The organism is Streptomyces sp. NPDC026575, assembly GCF_055567415.1.
Genome location: NZ_JBVHQM010000010.1, coordinates 161,741 through 174,666, shown reverse-complemented (window position 1 = coordinate 174,666; position 12,926 = coordinate 161,741). Strand labels below are relative to the sequence as shown.

General features: G+C 72.1%; 11 protein-coding genes. 9 read left to right on the top strand and 2 right to left on the bottom strand.

The window, feature by feature from the left end; genetic code table 11:
- Nucleotides 1–458: 458 nt before the first annotated feature.
- The gene (gene phoU / locus ACZ4NB_RS16300; protein ID WP_467661982.1) at nucleotides 459–1,136 is read right to left on the bottom strand and encodes a phosphate signaling complex protein PhoU; all 678 of its coding nucleotides are present in this window, start codon (nucleotides 1,134–1,136) and stop codon (nucleotides 459–461) included.
- Between the two features lie 510 nt (nucleotides 1,137–1,646).
- On the opposite strand from phoU, the gene phoR reads away from it, so the two are divergent.
- Both phoR and phoP read left to right on the top strand, forming a co-directional pair.
- Entirely contained in the window at nucleotides 1,647–2,915 is a 1,269-nt protein-coding gene (gene phoR / locus ACZ4NB_RS16295) for a two-component system sensor histidine kinase PhoR (protein ID WP_467661980.1), read from the top strand.
- A 5-nt stretch (nucleotides 2,916–2,920) separates the two neighbouring features.
- Entirely contained in the window at nucleotides 2,921–3,592 is a 672-nt protein-coding gene (gene phoP / locus ACZ4NB_RS16290; protein WP_466419800.1) for a two-component system response regulator PhoP, read from the top strand.
- An 84-nt stretch (nucleotides 3,593–3,676) separates the two neighbouring features.
- Here the strand turns inward: phoP and ACZ4NB_RS16285 are convergent, their stop codons facing one another.
- The gene (locus ACZ4NB_RS16285; protein ID WP_467661978.1) at nucleotides 3,677–4,333 is read right to left on the bottom strand and encodes a copper chaperone PCu(A)C domain-containing protein; all 657 of its coding nucleotides are present in this window, start codon (nucleotides 4,331–4,333) and stop codon (nucleotides 3,677–3,679) included.
- Between the two features lie 824 nt (nucleotides 4,334–5,157).
- Between ACZ4NB_RS16285 and ACZ4NB_RS16280 the strand changes: the two genes are divergently transcribed.
- The 7 genes from ACZ4NB_RS16280 (at nucleotide 5,158) to ACZ4NB_RS16250 (ending at nucleotide 12,246) form a co-directional block, all read left to right on the top strand.
- The gene (locus ACZ4NB_RS16280; protein ID WP_003953493.1) at nucleotides 5,158–5,640 is read left to right on the top strand and encodes a CarD family transcriptional regulator; all 483 of its coding nucleotides are present in this window, start codon (nucleotides 5,158–5,160) and stop codon (nucleotides 5,638–5,640) included.
- Nucleotides 5,641–6,032: 392 nt separating this feature from the next.
- Nucleotides 6,033–6,779, top strand: a complete 747-nt coding sequence (gene ispD, locus ACZ4NB_RS16275) for a 2-C-methyl-D-erythritol 4-phosphate cytidylyltransferase (protein WP_467661976.1) — start codon at nucleotides 6,033–6,035, stop codon at nucleotides 6,777–6,779.
- Nucleotides 6,772–7,293, top strand: coding sequence for a 2-C-methyl-D-erythritol 2,4-cyclodiphosphate synthase (ispF, locus tag ACZ4NB_RS16270; RefSeq protein WP_467662172.1), 522 nt, complete (start codon nucleotides 6,772–6,774; stop codon nucleotides 7,291–7,293). The genes ispD and ispF overlap by 8 nt, the downstream gene beginning before the upstream one ends.
- A gap of 151 nt (nucleotides 7,294–7,444) precedes the next feature.
- Nucleotides 7,445–7,849, top strand: coding sequence for a PPOX class F420-dependent oxidoreductase (locus ACZ4NB_RS16265; RefSeq protein WP_467661974.1), 405 nt, complete (start codon nucleotides 7,445–7,447; stop codon nucleotides 7,847–7,849).
- Nucleotides 7,850–7,959: 110 nt separating this feature from the next.
- Nucleotides 7,960–9,351 (top strand): cysteine--tRNA ligase, encoded by a 1,392-nt coding sequence (gene cysS / locus ACZ4NB_RS16260; protein WP_467661972.1) that lies wholly within the window; start codon nucleotides 7,960–7,962, stop codon nucleotides 9,349–9,351.
- A 128-nt stretch (nucleotides 9,352–9,479) separates the two neighbouring features.
- Nucleotides 9,480–10,433, top strand: coding sequence for a 23S rRNA (guanosine(2251)-2'-O)-methyltransferase RlmB (gene rlmB / locus ACZ4NB_RS16255; RefSeq protein WP_467661970.1), 954 nt, complete (start codon nucleotides 9,480–9,482; stop codon nucleotides 10,431–10,433).
- A 193-nt stretch (nucleotides 10,434–10,626) separates the two neighbouring features.
- On the top strand, nucleotides 10,627–12,246 hold the full coding sequence (locus ACZ4NB_RS16250) for a DoxX family protein (protein WP_467661968.1): 1,620 nt from the start codon (nucleotides 10,627–10,629) through the stop codon (nucleotides 12,244–12,246).
- Nucleotides 12,247–12,926 lie beyond the last annotated feature (680 nt).

The window sequence follows — 12,926 nt, the reverse complement described above, 5'->3', positions numbered from 1 at the left end:
AAAGAAAAGGATTCATCCCCTGAAGCTCGGCCTGTAACCCGATTGTGCGGCGGGTCCCCCTCCGGGGGACCCCCCCCCCCTGAACACCACCGCGGCCCCGGTCGGCTGATCAGCCGACCGGGGCCGCGGTGGCACTGTGCCGTGGACACTCGCGGCCGCTAGCAGCCGCCGCCGCACTGGCATGGTCCGCCCGACTGGCAGCCGCAACTGCACCCGGGGCCGCACGAGCAGGACATCTGGGCGGGCTGAGGGTGCTCGACGGGGGTGAGGGAGTGCGCAATGGATGCCATGCATTGCCTCCTAGGGGTCGTCTGGTGCCCGGTGGGGCACCGTCGCCCATTGCAAGCCCGGCCGGCACGGCGCGTCAACGGCGCGTGGAGGCACACGTCAATGGCGCTCGGTCGCTCAGGGGGCGGACGCACACCGCGGACCCGCCCCCTTTCAGGACTCTGCCCTGGCTACGCGCCTTCCACCGACGTCGGCGGGGCGATCTCGTCGGCGTGCTCACCGGTCACGAGGTAGACGACCCGCTTGGCGACGGAGACCGCGTGGTCGGCGAAGCGCTCGTAGTAGCGGCCCAGCAGCGTCACGTCCACGGCCGTCTCGATGCCGTGCTTCCAGCGGTCGTCCATCAGGTGCTGGAACAGCGTGCGGTGCAGCATGTCCATCGCGTCGTCGTCCTGCTCCAGCTGGAGCGCGAGATCGACGTCCTTGGTGATGATGACCTCGGCGGCCTTCGCCATCAGGCGCTGCGCCAGCTGCCCCATCTCCAGGATGGTGGCGTGCAGATCGCGCGGTACGGCCGTCTCCGGGAAGCGCAGCCGGGCCAGCTTGGCCACGTGCTGGGCCAGGTCGCCGGAGCGCTCCAGATCCGCGCTCATCCGCAGCGAGGTGACGACGATCCGCAGGTCCGTGGCGACCGGCTGCTGCCGCGCCAGCAGGGCTATCGCCCGGGCCTCCAGGTCGCGCTGCAGATCGTCGACCTTCTCGTCGGCGGCGATGACGTGCTCGGCCAGCTTGAGGTCCGCGTCGAGTATCGCCGTGGTGGCGCGCCCGATCGCGGAGCCGACGAGCCGGGCCATCTCGACCAGGCCCTCGCCGATCGAATCCAGCTCCTCGTGGTACGCGTCCCGCATCTGTGACCTTCTCTCGCGTCGAGTGGTGGTGTGGCGTATGTGGGGGGGGACGGTGCAGGGTTGACCTGCGCCCACGGTCTCACGGTCCGTTCCGTGCGGCCCGTGTCCCGACGGGGCGGTGCTCCACGGAGCCGGTGCTCCGCAGTGCCGGTGTTCCGGTGGAGCCCTGGCCCAGCGGCCGCTTTGAGCCGATCCGTCACCCGCACCCTCACCTTGTGGCCGGATCGCGACCTGCGCTGCCACCCTGGGTGAACCACCGACGACGCGAAGGTGAACTCTGGGCGACGCCACCGCTGCACCGAGGCCGCCGACGCGGTTCACCCGGCCCCGGGCCGACCCGGCGGGCTGCTCGCGCCGGTATCCCAAGGGCGCCCGACGGCCCGCCGGCCGCCCCGGACCGGCCTCCGGAGTGAACCCGCACGGACGCCACGGTGAACTCTGGGCGACGGCTGTTCGAGCAGCGGCTCGCGAGGCTGGGGCGGTGTCCGACCCGGCACATACTCTGGACTCATGAACGTGGATGCGGCCGTCGCCGCAGTGGCAGCGATCGCCGGACTGTGCACCGGCGTCTTCGCCATGCTGGCGTTCCGCTGGAGCGAGCGCGACCAGGCCAAACCCACCCGCACCTCCCTGCACACCGACGCCGTGCTGCCGCCCGGCGTCGACACCGTGCTGTCGGTCCTGCGCTCCTCGGCAGTGGTCCTCGACGAGGCGGACGCCGTCGTCAAGGCCAGCTCGGCGGCGTACGCCCTGGGCCTGGTCCGCGGTGGCAAGCTCGCCGTCGAGCCGATGCTCCAGATGGCCCGCGACACCCGCAGGGACGGCGAGATACGCCAGGTCGAACTGGATCTGCCGCGCCGCGGCACCGGCCGCGGCGAGGCCCTCGCGGTCTCCGCCAGAGTCGCCCCGCTCGGCTCCCGGCTCGTCCTGCTGCTGGTCGAGGACCTGACGGAGGCCCGCCGCATAGAGGCCGTCCGCCGCGATTTCGTCGCCAACGTCAGCCATGAGCTCAAGACCCCCGCCGGCGCGCTCTCACTGCTCTCCGAGGCCGTGATGGACGCCAGCGACGACCCCGAGGCCGTCACCCGCTTCGCCGGTCGGATGCAGAACGAGGCCACCCGCCTGACCAACCTCGTCCAGGAGCTCATCGACCTCTCCCGGGTCCAGAACGACGACCCGCTGGAGGACGCCGAGCCGGTCCGGGTCGAGGAACTGGTCGCCGAGGCGATCGACCGCTGCCGCCAGCAGGCCGGCGCGAAGCAGATCACCATGGCCGCCGGAGGCACCGCCGAGCTGCACGTCTGGGGAAACCGCGGCCAGCTCGCGGCGGCCCTGGGCAACCTCGTCGAGAACGCCGTCAACTACTCCCCGGCGCGCACCCGCGTCGGGATCGCCGGGCGCCGGGTCTCCGCGCCCGGCGGGGACCTGATCGAGATCGCGGTGACCGACCAGGGCATCGGGATATCGGAAAAGGACCGGGACCGCGTCTTCGAGCGGTTCTACCGCGTGGACCCGGCGCGCTCGCGCGCCACCGGCGGGACCGGCCTCGGCCTCGCCATCGTCAAGCATGTGGCCGCCTCGCACGGCGGGGAGGTCACGGTCTGGAGCGCTGAGGGACAGGGCTCCACCTTCACCCTGCGTCTCCCGGAAGCCGGAGCCGTCCGCGACCGCGACCGGCCCGCCGACCTCACCGCGGAGGGCCTCGACGACGAGGACCGCCCGTACGAGACCTTCAACGATCCGCTCCCAGCCCACCCAGCCCCGGAGGTCCTTCCGTGACCCGAGTGCTCGTCGTCGAGGACGAGGAATCGTTCAGCGACGCACTGTCGTACATGCTCCGCAAGGAGGGTTTCGAGGTCGCCATCGCGGCAACGGGCCCTGACGGACTCGACGAGTTCGAGCGCAACGGCGCCGATCTCGTGCTGCTGGACCTGATGCTTCCGGGCCTGCCCGGCACCGAGGTCTGCCGCCAGCTGCGCGGCCGCTCCAACGTCCCGGTCATCATGGTGACCGCCAAGGACAGCGAGATCGACAAGGTCGTCGGCCTGGAAATAGGAGCCGACGACTACGTCACCAAGCCCTTCTCCTCCCGTGAGCTGGTGGCCCGCATCCGCGCCGTGCTCCGCCGCCGCGGCGAGCCGGAGGAGGTCGCCCCGCAGGCCCTGGAGGCAGGCCCGGTCCGGATGGACGTGGACCGCCATGTCGTCACGGTCTCCGGCGGCAAGGTCGACCTGCCCCTGAAGGAGTTCGACCTCCTGGAGATGCTGCTGCGCAACGCGGGCCGGGTGCTGACCCGCATGCAGCTCATCGACCGGGTCTGGGGCGCCGACTACGTCGGTGACACCAAGACCCTGGACGTGCACGTCAAGCGGCTGCGCGCCAAGATCGAGCCCGACCCGGGCGCGCCGCGCTACCTCGTCACGGTCCGCGGCCTGGGCTACAAGTTCGAGCCGTAGGCCGAAGGCAGCCGGCCGACCGGCCGCATACGCCAGGGGCGCCCCTCCGGATCGGACGGGCGCCCCTGGCGTATGACGAGCGGGTCAGTGACCGCTGTGCGACGACCCCGCGGGCTTGGTGGTGGTGGTCGGCGAGGCCGTGGAGGTGGGCGTGCCGGACTCGGTCGGCTTGCCCGACTCCGAGGACTTGCCGCCCGGGGTGGCCGAGCCCGACGGCTGCGGCACCTGGGCCGGCCCGTAGCCCTCGAAGTAGCTCTTCGCCGGGACGACGAAGGCGGCGATCTTCACCTTGCCGGCGGAGCTGAAGTCGAACGTCAGGTTCTGGACGTTTCCGTCCTGGACGGCCTCCCGGCCGCTCGCCAGGACGGCCGAGGCGTTGTCCGCCCCGCCGATCACGACCGAGCCGCCGGCCGGCACGGTGATCGAGCCCGAGCCGCCGCCGGCCGGCGTCAGCTTGGCCGACTGGCCGGTGCCGTCGACGGCGATCCCGGTCAGCTTCTGGTCCTTGGAGCCGTTGTTGAACAGCGTCGCGGTCACCACGGCCGGGCCCTTGGCGTCCAGCTCGGGCTGGGTGACGACGGAGGCGTTCTGGATCTTGATGTCGCCGGCGGAGGTCGCGGCGTTGTCCGGCTTGACCTGCAGCGTCTGGGCGTCGTTCCCGGCCCCGCACGCGGACAGCGTGGCGATCGAGAGCGAAAGGACGGTGGCGGCGAGGACGCCGCGTCGAAGGCTGCGGCTCACGGCGGCGGCATCTCCTTGACGAGCTACGGCGGCCGAACGTTCGTGCCCGGTCGCGGATGGACGGCTGGGGCGGCGCCGCGTAGGCGTCGGGTACGACGCGTACGTAAAGCCGCCCTAAGGGTGTGTCAGCGCCGCTAGGTTACCGAGCCGTCCTCGCGCCGCCGCACCCGACCCGCCCCCAGCGCGATCACGGGCCCCTGCGCCGCCGTCCGCGCACGGTCCGCCGGCCGCGGCCCCGGGCCCCGGGCCCCGCCGCGCGATAGCCGGACCGAAAGCCGGCCGCGTTCAAGATCTTCCGAGTTCGCCGGGAACACTCCCGAAGATCATCCGGGGAACAGCGCCGGGGGAACTCCGCCGGAGTATGGACGGCGGGAACAGGGAGGGAATATTCGACAGGCGGCCGTTCGAGTGGGCACGCGCACGTTTCCCCCGGCCGGTTTCCCAGGTGAAAAGAAGTATTCGAAGGGAATGTGAAGGCCGCGCGGAATTGATCACACTCTTCGCCGCCCGGAAGGTGATCAATTCGAGAATCGACCCCTTGGGGTACCTGGGCGGCCGAACGGAGTAGCGGAACTCGCTCATGCGGATCTGTGCAAAACGGGACGTTCAGCCCGTCGATCTTGGTCTTCCCTGCGCGCGACGAGCGCGTTTCCGCTTGCCCGCGAAGCGCCTCCGACCTGCGAATACCTGCGCCCAAGGGCCCCTCGCAGCACGTTCCGGTCTCTGTTGTCAAGCCCCGAGATATGCCCTGACCTGCGAAAACGCCATTCAGAACGGCCCGTTCCCGTGTTAGCATGGATAGCCACGGAAGGGGTACCTGTCACATGACGTTCAAGGTTGGCGACACCGTGGTCTATCCCCATCACGGGGCCGCGCTGATCGAGGCCATCGAAACTCGCCAGATCAAAGGCGTGGACAAGACCTACTTGGTGCTGAAGGTCGCCCAGGGCGACTTGACTGTTCGTGTGCCAGCGGACAATGCGGAGTTCGTCGGCGTGCGCGACGTGGTTGGCCAGGACGGGCTGGACCGGGTCTTCGAGGTGCTTCGCGCACCGTATGCCGAAGAGCCGACGAACTGGTCCCGTCGCTACAAGGCAAATCTTGAGAAGCTCGCTTCCGGCGATGTGATCAAGGTCGCCGAAGTAGTGCGCGACCTGTGGCGGCGTGAGCGCGAGCGCGGCCTCTCCGCCGGTGAGAAGAGGATGCTCGCAAAGGCCCGCCAGATTCTGGTGAGCGAACTCGCCCTCGCCGAGAACACCAACGAGGACAAGGCCGAGGCCCTGCTCGACGAGGTTCTCGCGTCCTGACGCCGTAAGGCGCTCGTCCGACGCAGTGACGACATACGCAGCGACGACACCCACCAGTGACGACACGCAGTGATGACGTAGCAATGCCGCGGTGCCCGAGTGACGACCGTTTCCCATGTGGAGGGGTCTGTTGCCGGGCGCTGCGGCATATCTGCCTCTAAGACGGCGATCGGCCGGGGTCGGCGATTGCGACGACCCGCTGGGGGCCGGGCCGCTGTGGCGTCCCGGGCACCTGCCCCGACCGTGTCACGGAAGGGTCCGGTCAAGGCGTCGCACCCGGCACTCCCCGATGCTCTGCGAGCAAGGGGCACGCCCAGGCCATACCCACCTCGCCCGAGGAAACAAACCTGTCTGCGCCAATTCCGGGCTCGCCCCGGACTCCGGAGCCATCGATGTCAGATCCCTCCCGCCCGATCCGCACCGCCGCGGTGATCCCCGCCGCCGGCCGCGGCGTCCGGCTCGGTCCCGGCACCCCCAAGGCGCTGCGGACGCTGGGCGGCACGCCCATGCTGGTGCACGCCGTGCGCGCGATGGCCGCCTCCCGCGCCGTCTCGCTGATCGTCGTGGTCGCCCCGCCCGACGGCGCCACCGAGGTCGACCGCCTGCTGCACGAGTACCCGCTCGCCGACCGCACCGACCTCGTGGTCGTCCCCGGCGGCCGAACCCGCCAGGAGTCCGTACGGCTCGGTCTGGCGGCGCTGCCGCAGGACGTCGACGTGGTGCTGGTGCACGACGCCGCCCGCCCGCTGGTCCCGGTCGACACCGTCGACGCGGTGATCGCGGCCGTCCGCGCCGGTGCGCCGGCCGTCGTGCCCGCACTGCCGCTCGCCGACACCGTCAAGCAGGTCGAGCCGCAGCCCCAGGGCGCCCCCGAGCCGGTCGTCGGCACCCCGGAGCGGGCGCTGCTGCGCGCGGTACAGACCCCGCAGGGCTTCGACCCGGCGACCCTGCTCAAGGCGCATGACACCGTCGTCGAGGGCGAGGGCGCCACCGACGATGCCGGGCTGGTCGAACGGCTCGGCACGCCCGTCGTGGTCGTCCCCGGCCACGAGGAGGCGTTCAAGGTGACCCGGCCGCTGGACCTGGTCCTGGCCGAGGCCGTACTCGCCCGTAGGAGGGCCACCGATGGCTATGTCTGAGCCGGCTTCCGAGCCGACCCCCGCCGGCGGGCCGGCCGGCATCCCCCTCGTCGGCATCGGCACCGACGTGCACGCCTTCGAGCGGGGCCGCGAGCTGTGGTGCGCCGGGCTGCTGTGGGAGGGCGAGGAGTACGGCCTGGCCGGCCACAGCGACGGCGACGTGGCCGCGCACGCCGCCTGCGACGCGCTCTTCTCGGCGGCCGGCGTCGGCGACCTGGGCGCGCACTTCGGCACCGGCCGCCCCGAGTGGTCCGGCGCCTCCGGGGTGACGCTGCTGGCCGAGGCCGCGCGGATCGTCCGGGCCGAGGGTTTCGCGATCGGCAATGTCGCGGTGCAGGTCATCGGCGTGCGCCCGAAGGTCGGCAAGCGGCGCGACGAGGCGCAGAAGGCGCTGTCGGCGGCCGTCGGCGCACCGGTGTCGGTCTCCGGGACGACCTCGGACGGGCTGGGCCTGACCGGCCGCGCCGAGGGGCTGGCGGCGGTCGCCACCGCGATCGTCTTCCGTACCGCCTGAGCGCCTACGGCCCCGGTGCGGCCCGCAGCGGCGGGCGCGGCGCCCGGCTTTCCCACCCGTACGGCGCGGGAATGCCGGGCGCGGCACGGGCGTTGAGGGAGGATCGCGGTATTCGCGTCCCCCGTCGACGGCCCGCAAGGAAGGACCCCCCGTGACCGCCACACTGTCCGACGACCTCCACAAGCTCCTCGACGCGCCGGTGTTCGTGACCCTGGCGACGATCCAGCCCGACGGCAGTCCGCAGGTCTCGCCAGTGTGGGTGAAGCGGGACGGCGACGATCTGCTGATCTCGACGACGGTCGGCCGCCGCAAGGAGGCCAACATCCGCCGCGACCCGCGCGTCTCGGTCGTCGTCCAGCCCTTCGACGCCCCGTACACCTACGCGGAGATCCGCGGCACCGCCACCCTCACCACCGACGGCGGCCCGGAGCTGATCGACGAGCTGTCCCGCAAGTACACCGGAAAGCCCTACGCGGACTTCAACCCGGCATCGGCCGACGACGACCCGCGGGTGGTCGTCCGGATCACCCCGCGCAAGGTGATCGGCAGTATCTGACCGGCGCCCTCCGGGTGGTGGGATCCGGCAAATCAGACGGTTTCGGCCGATCCGCGACCCCGTGGCCGATGCGTCGCGGGGCACTGCCCGGTTCCGACTACCCTGGTTCCGTGACGATTCGCCTGTACGACACCAGCGCCCGGCAGATTCGCGACTTCACCCCGCTCACGCCGGGCTGCGTCTCGATCTACCTCTGTGGTGCGACCGTGCAGGCCGCCCCGCACATCGGGCACATCAGGTCGGGGCTGAACTTCGACATCATGCGCCGCTGGTTCGAGTACCGCGGCTACGACGTGACGTTCGTGCGCAATGTCACGGACATCGACGACAAGATCATCGCGAAGTCGGAGGAGCAGGGCCGCCCCTGGTGGTCGATCGGCTACGAGAACGAGGTCGCCTTCAACACGGCGTACGACTCCCTCGGCTGCCTGCGCCCGACCTACGAACCGCGCGCCACCGGCCACATCCCCGAGATGATCGAGATGATGCGCGGCCTGATCGAGCGCGGCCACGCCTACGCCGCCGACGGCAACGTCTACTTCGACGTCAGGTCCTTCCCCGGCTATCTCCAGCTGTCCAACCAGGAGTTGGACAACCTGCGCCAGCCGTCCGGCGAGGGCGAGACCGGCAAGCGGGACCCGCGCGACTTCGCCATGTGGAAGGCCGCCAAGGAGGGCGAGCCCAGCTGGGAGACCCCCTGGGGCCGCGGCCGCCCCGGCTGGCATCTGGAGTGCTCGGCGATGGCCCACAAGTACCTGGGCTCCGCCTTCGACATCCACGGCGGCGGCGTCGACCTGGTCTTCCCGCACCACGAGAACGAGATCGCCCAGGCCAAGGCGTTCGGCGACGACTTCGCCGCGTACTGGGCGCACAACGCCTGGGTGACCATGAGCGGCGAGAAGATGTCCAAGTCGCTGGGCAACTCCGTGCTCGTCTCCGAGATGGTCCGGCGCTGGCGCCCGATCGTCCTGCGCTACTACCTGGGCACCCCGCACTACCGCTCGATGATCGAGTACAGCGAGGAAGCGCTGCGCGAGGCCGAGTCCGCGTTCGCGCGGATCGAGGGCTTCGTCCAGCGCGTCGTCGAGAAGGCCGGCGTCGTCGAGCCCGCGCCCGAGGTGCCGCTCGCCTTCGCCGAGGCGATGGACGACGATCTGGGCGTCCCGCAGGCGCTGGCGATCGTGCACACCACCGTCCGGCAGGGCAACGCCGCGCTGACCGCCGACGACAAGGAGTCCGCGGTGGCCCGGCTGGCCGAGCTGCGGGCGATGCTCGGCGTGCTGGGCCTGGACCCGCTCGACGAGCGCTGGGCCGGTGGCACGGACCGCGGCGAGGACCTGCACGGCGTCGTGGACTCCCTCGTGCGCCTCGTCCTCGAACAGCGCCAGGCCGCCCGCTCCCGCAAGGACTACGCCACCGCGGACGCCATCCGCGACCAGCTCCAGCAGTCGGGACTGTCGATCGAGGACACCCCGTCGGGCCCGCGCTGGTCGCTGTCCTGACCCCCGTCGCGCCCGTGGGCGGCCACCCGGATTCGCCCTTCCCGGTGGCCGCGGGCGACACTCATTCCATACGTACGTACCCACTCCACGTCGCGAGACGTCGAGAGCAGTGAAGAAACAGGTGACCCATGGCCGGCAACAGCCAGCGCAGGAACCGCCGCACGTCCAACAAGAAGGGCGCGCAGGTCGGCAGCGGCGGTAAGCGGCGCCGGTCCCTGGAGGGCAAGGGCCCGACTCCGCCCGCCTCCGCTCGTAAGGGACACGTCAAGAACCGGATGGCCAACGCCAAGGCCAAGCAGGCCGCGGCCCGCCGCCCGGCCCCGCGGCGCGGCGGCGCCAAGGGCACCGCGGAGCTGGTCGTCGGCCGCAACCCGGTCGTCGAGGCGCTGCGCGAGGGCGTGCCCGCCACGACCCTGTACGTCCAGCAGTTCATCGACACCGACGAGCGGGTGCGCGAGGCGCTCCAGCTCGCCAACGAGCGCGGGCTGAACCTCATGGAGGCGCCCCGTCCCGAGCTGGACCGCATGACCAACGGCCTCAACCACCAGGGCTTGGTCGCGCAGATCCCCCCGTACGAGTACGCCCACCCCGAGGACCTGGCGGCCGCCGCCTTCGACGCCGGCGAGGACCCGCTGATCGTCGCCCTGGACGGGGTCACCGACCCGCGCAACCTGGGCGCCGTCGTCCGCTCCGTCTCCGCCTTCGGCGGCCACGGCGTGGTCGTGCCCGAGCGCCGCGCGGCCGGAATGACCGCCGGCGCCTGGAAGACCTCGGCGGGCACCGCGGCCCGTACGCCGGTCGCCCGCGCCACCAACCTCACCCGCGCCCTGGAGTCGTACCAGAAGGCCGGTCTGACGGTCGTCGGCCTGGCCGCGGACGGCGAGCTGGAGCTGCAGGACGTCGAGGCGCTGGACGGCCCGGTCGTCATCGTCGTCGGCAGCGAGGGCAAGGGCCTGTCGCGGCTGGTCGGCGAGACCTGCGATCTGCGCGTGCGGATCCCGATGCCGGGCGGCGCGGAGTCGCTGAACGCCGGTGTCGCGGCCGGTGTCGTGCTGTGGGAGGCGGCGCGGCGGCGCGCCTGATCGGCGATGCCCCGGGGCGGCCGGTGCGGGTGCGCGACACCCGCGCCACACCTCGGGGCAAAACCTGACCCTCCGTACGCCCTGCCCGTATCCCGTGATCTTTTGACGGGTCTCGGACAGATCGGCCCGGTCAAGGCAGTGTCTTAAACGCGGGTCACTCGGTTAGATGAGCGTGGACACCAGAACACCCCGCATGCCTACGGGGGGACGCTCGCCGGGCTTCGATGACGAGCCGGGCCTGAGCTCGGTCAAGGTGCCGTGCGATCCCGCGCAGGTCATCGTCAACCACGCCAGCTTCCGCGTACAGCTCGGCGCGCCCGCGCCGGGCCACGTCACGGCCGACGCCGCGCGCATCCCCGCCACCCGGGGCCCGGCCACCGGCGGCAGACGCCGGGCGCCGGTGGTGTGGAGCGGCCGCACCGAACCGGGCGGCGCGGCCGGCGCCACCACCCAACTCCTGCACGCGGTGCGCAACGCGGGCATCGGCCTCGACGGCGGCCAGAGCGAGGACGTCGGCACGACCCAGGTCCTGCCCCGGGTCCGCCTCGACGACCCGCCCCCCGCCCAGACCGTGATCGGCCAGCGCGGCCCCGCCGAACCCGACACCGCCCTGCTGCGCGGCGTACGCCCCGTTGGCAGCGCATACGGCGACAACTACGGCAGCCACCCCCCTCGCGACACCTACGGCGACCGCGATCACGACGGCTACGACGACGACCGCTTCGACGACGACCGCTTCGGGGCCCGCGAACCGTACGACACCGGGGGCAGGCGGCGCGGCACCGAAACCGTGCGGCACGCGTACTACCCGGGCCGGCGGATGAACCTCGGCGTCGTCCTGCTGCCGCTGCGGATCTTCCTCGGACTGATCTCCGTCTACGCCGGCATGGGCAAGCTCTGCGACCCCGTCTACTTCGACGGCGGCGAGCGCGGCTCGATGGTCAAGTGGCTGTTGTCGCTCGACCCGTGGGCGCTGGCCGTACCGCTGCGCGACTTCGCCGTCTCGCACCCCGTCGGCGCCGGCCTGACCGTGGCCTTCCTCCAGGTCGTCGTCGGCGTCCTGACCATCTGCGGACTGTGGCAGCGGGTGGCCGCGTCGATCGGCGCGCTGCTCTCCGCGGCGCTGCTGATGACCGTCAGCTGGCGCACGCTGCCCGCCTACGACGCCCCCGACATCATCTACCTCGCCGCGTGGAGCCCGCTGATCATCGCGGGCGCCCCCGTCTACTCCATGGACGCCCGGCTGGCCGGCGAGGCATGGCGGCGGCTCGGCCCCCGCGTCGAGGTCGCCGACCTGCGGCGCCGGGTACTGCGCCGCGGCGCGATGATGACCACGGTGGTGGCCGGACTGACCCTGCTGATCGGCTCGCTGCTCGGCGGCGCCGTACGGTCCGCGACGGTCGCGACCGTGCCGCGGCCCGGTGAGCCCGCGATCAACAACCTGCCCGGCTCGCCGCTGCCCCGCCCCGGCAAGAGCGCCACCCGCCCCGGCCAGCGCCACCCGGGCGGCGCCGTACGCCCCGGCACCCCCTCCGCGGGCGCCTCGCACAAGGCCCGCAGGCCCGGCGCACCCTCCGCGTCGGCCCCCGGCGCCGGCCGCTCCACGGGCAGCACCACCGGCCTCTCCCAGCAGCCCGGCGCCACCACCAGCGCCCCGCGGCAGACGGTCCCGACCCGCGCCCCCGCCCCGACGCGGGCCCCGAGCACCGCGGGCGGCACCGGCGGCGGCACGACCGGCACCGGCAACGGCGGCTCCACCGACTCCGGCGACTCCGGGGGCCGGGGGAGCACGTTGGGGGGACTGCTGGGGTGAAGCGGGGGAGCGGGGCTGGGCGGGTTGGTTGATCCGGGCGGTCTGGGCGGTCCAGGCGGTCGTTCGGTCCGGGCGGTCGGGCGGTCCGGTCAGGCTGTTCGGTCCGGTCGGTTCGTTTGGCTGTCCCGGTGCTCCGCCGTTCTGGCGCTCTGCCGTTCCGGCGCTTCGCTGCTTCGTTGCTCCGCCGCTCCGAATTTCTCCCCTCCGCTTTTTCCCCTCTGCCGTTTTCCCCTCCGCCCACCCCCCAAAGGGGGGTGGGCGGGTCCTTGTGCGGGGGCCCTTGTGCGGGGGTGCTTGTGCGCGGGTCGTGGTGCGGGGGTGTTTGTGCGGGCGTGCTTGTGGGCGCGTCCTTGTGTGTGGGGCCTGCTTGCGGGCCCCCGGCCGTAGGCGCAGGGGCGTCTGCGGGCGGAGAGGGCGCGTAGGGCGGCTGGGACGGCCTCGATGACGTACGGGGCCGTGGAGGCCGGGGAAGGCGAGGACAGGGCGTCTGAGGCGCGTACGGCCCCTCAGGCGCCGCCGTAGCACCCGCCTCCCCCGCCGGACGGACTCGACAACGATGCCGATGCCGATGCCGACACCGGCACCGACGCGGACGACGCCGTACGAGGCCCAGTGCGACGACGACGCGGACGATGGCTCAAGAGGGTGTCGGCCCGACGACATGGACGACGGCCCGCGCG

What these genes read in the sequence shown, in the direction of transcription:
- phoR (WP_467661980.1), top strand. Translation starts at nt 1,647, where the DNA reads ATGAACGTGGATGCGGCCGTCGCCGCAGTGGCAGCGATCGCCGGACTG.
- phoU (WP_467661982.1), bottom strand. Translation starts at nt 1,136, where the DNA reads ATGCGGGACGCGTACCACGAGGAGCTGGATTCGATCGGCGAGGGCCTG.
- ACZ4NB_RS16250 (WP_467661968.1), top strand. Translation starts at nt 10,627, where the DNA reads ATGCCTACGGGGGGACGCTCGCCGGGCTTCGATGACGAGCCGGGCCTG.
- ispF (WP_467662172.1), top strand. Translation starts at nt 6,772, where the DNA reads ATGTCTGAGCCGGCTTCCGAGCCGACCCCCGCCGGCGGGCCGGCCGGC.
- ispD (WP_467661976.1), top strand. Translation starts at nt 6,033, where the DNA reads ATGTCAGATCCCTCCCGCCCGATCCGCACCGCCGCGGTGATCCCCGCC.
- ACZ4NB_RS16280 (WP_003953493.1), top strand. Translation starts at nt 5,158, where the DNA reads ATGACGTTCAAGGTTGGCGACACCGTGGTCTATCCCCATCACGGGGCC.
- rlmB (WP_467661970.1), top strand. Translation starts at nt 9,480, where the DNA reads ATGGCCGGCAACAGCCAGCGCAGGAACCGCCGCACGTCCAACAAGAAG.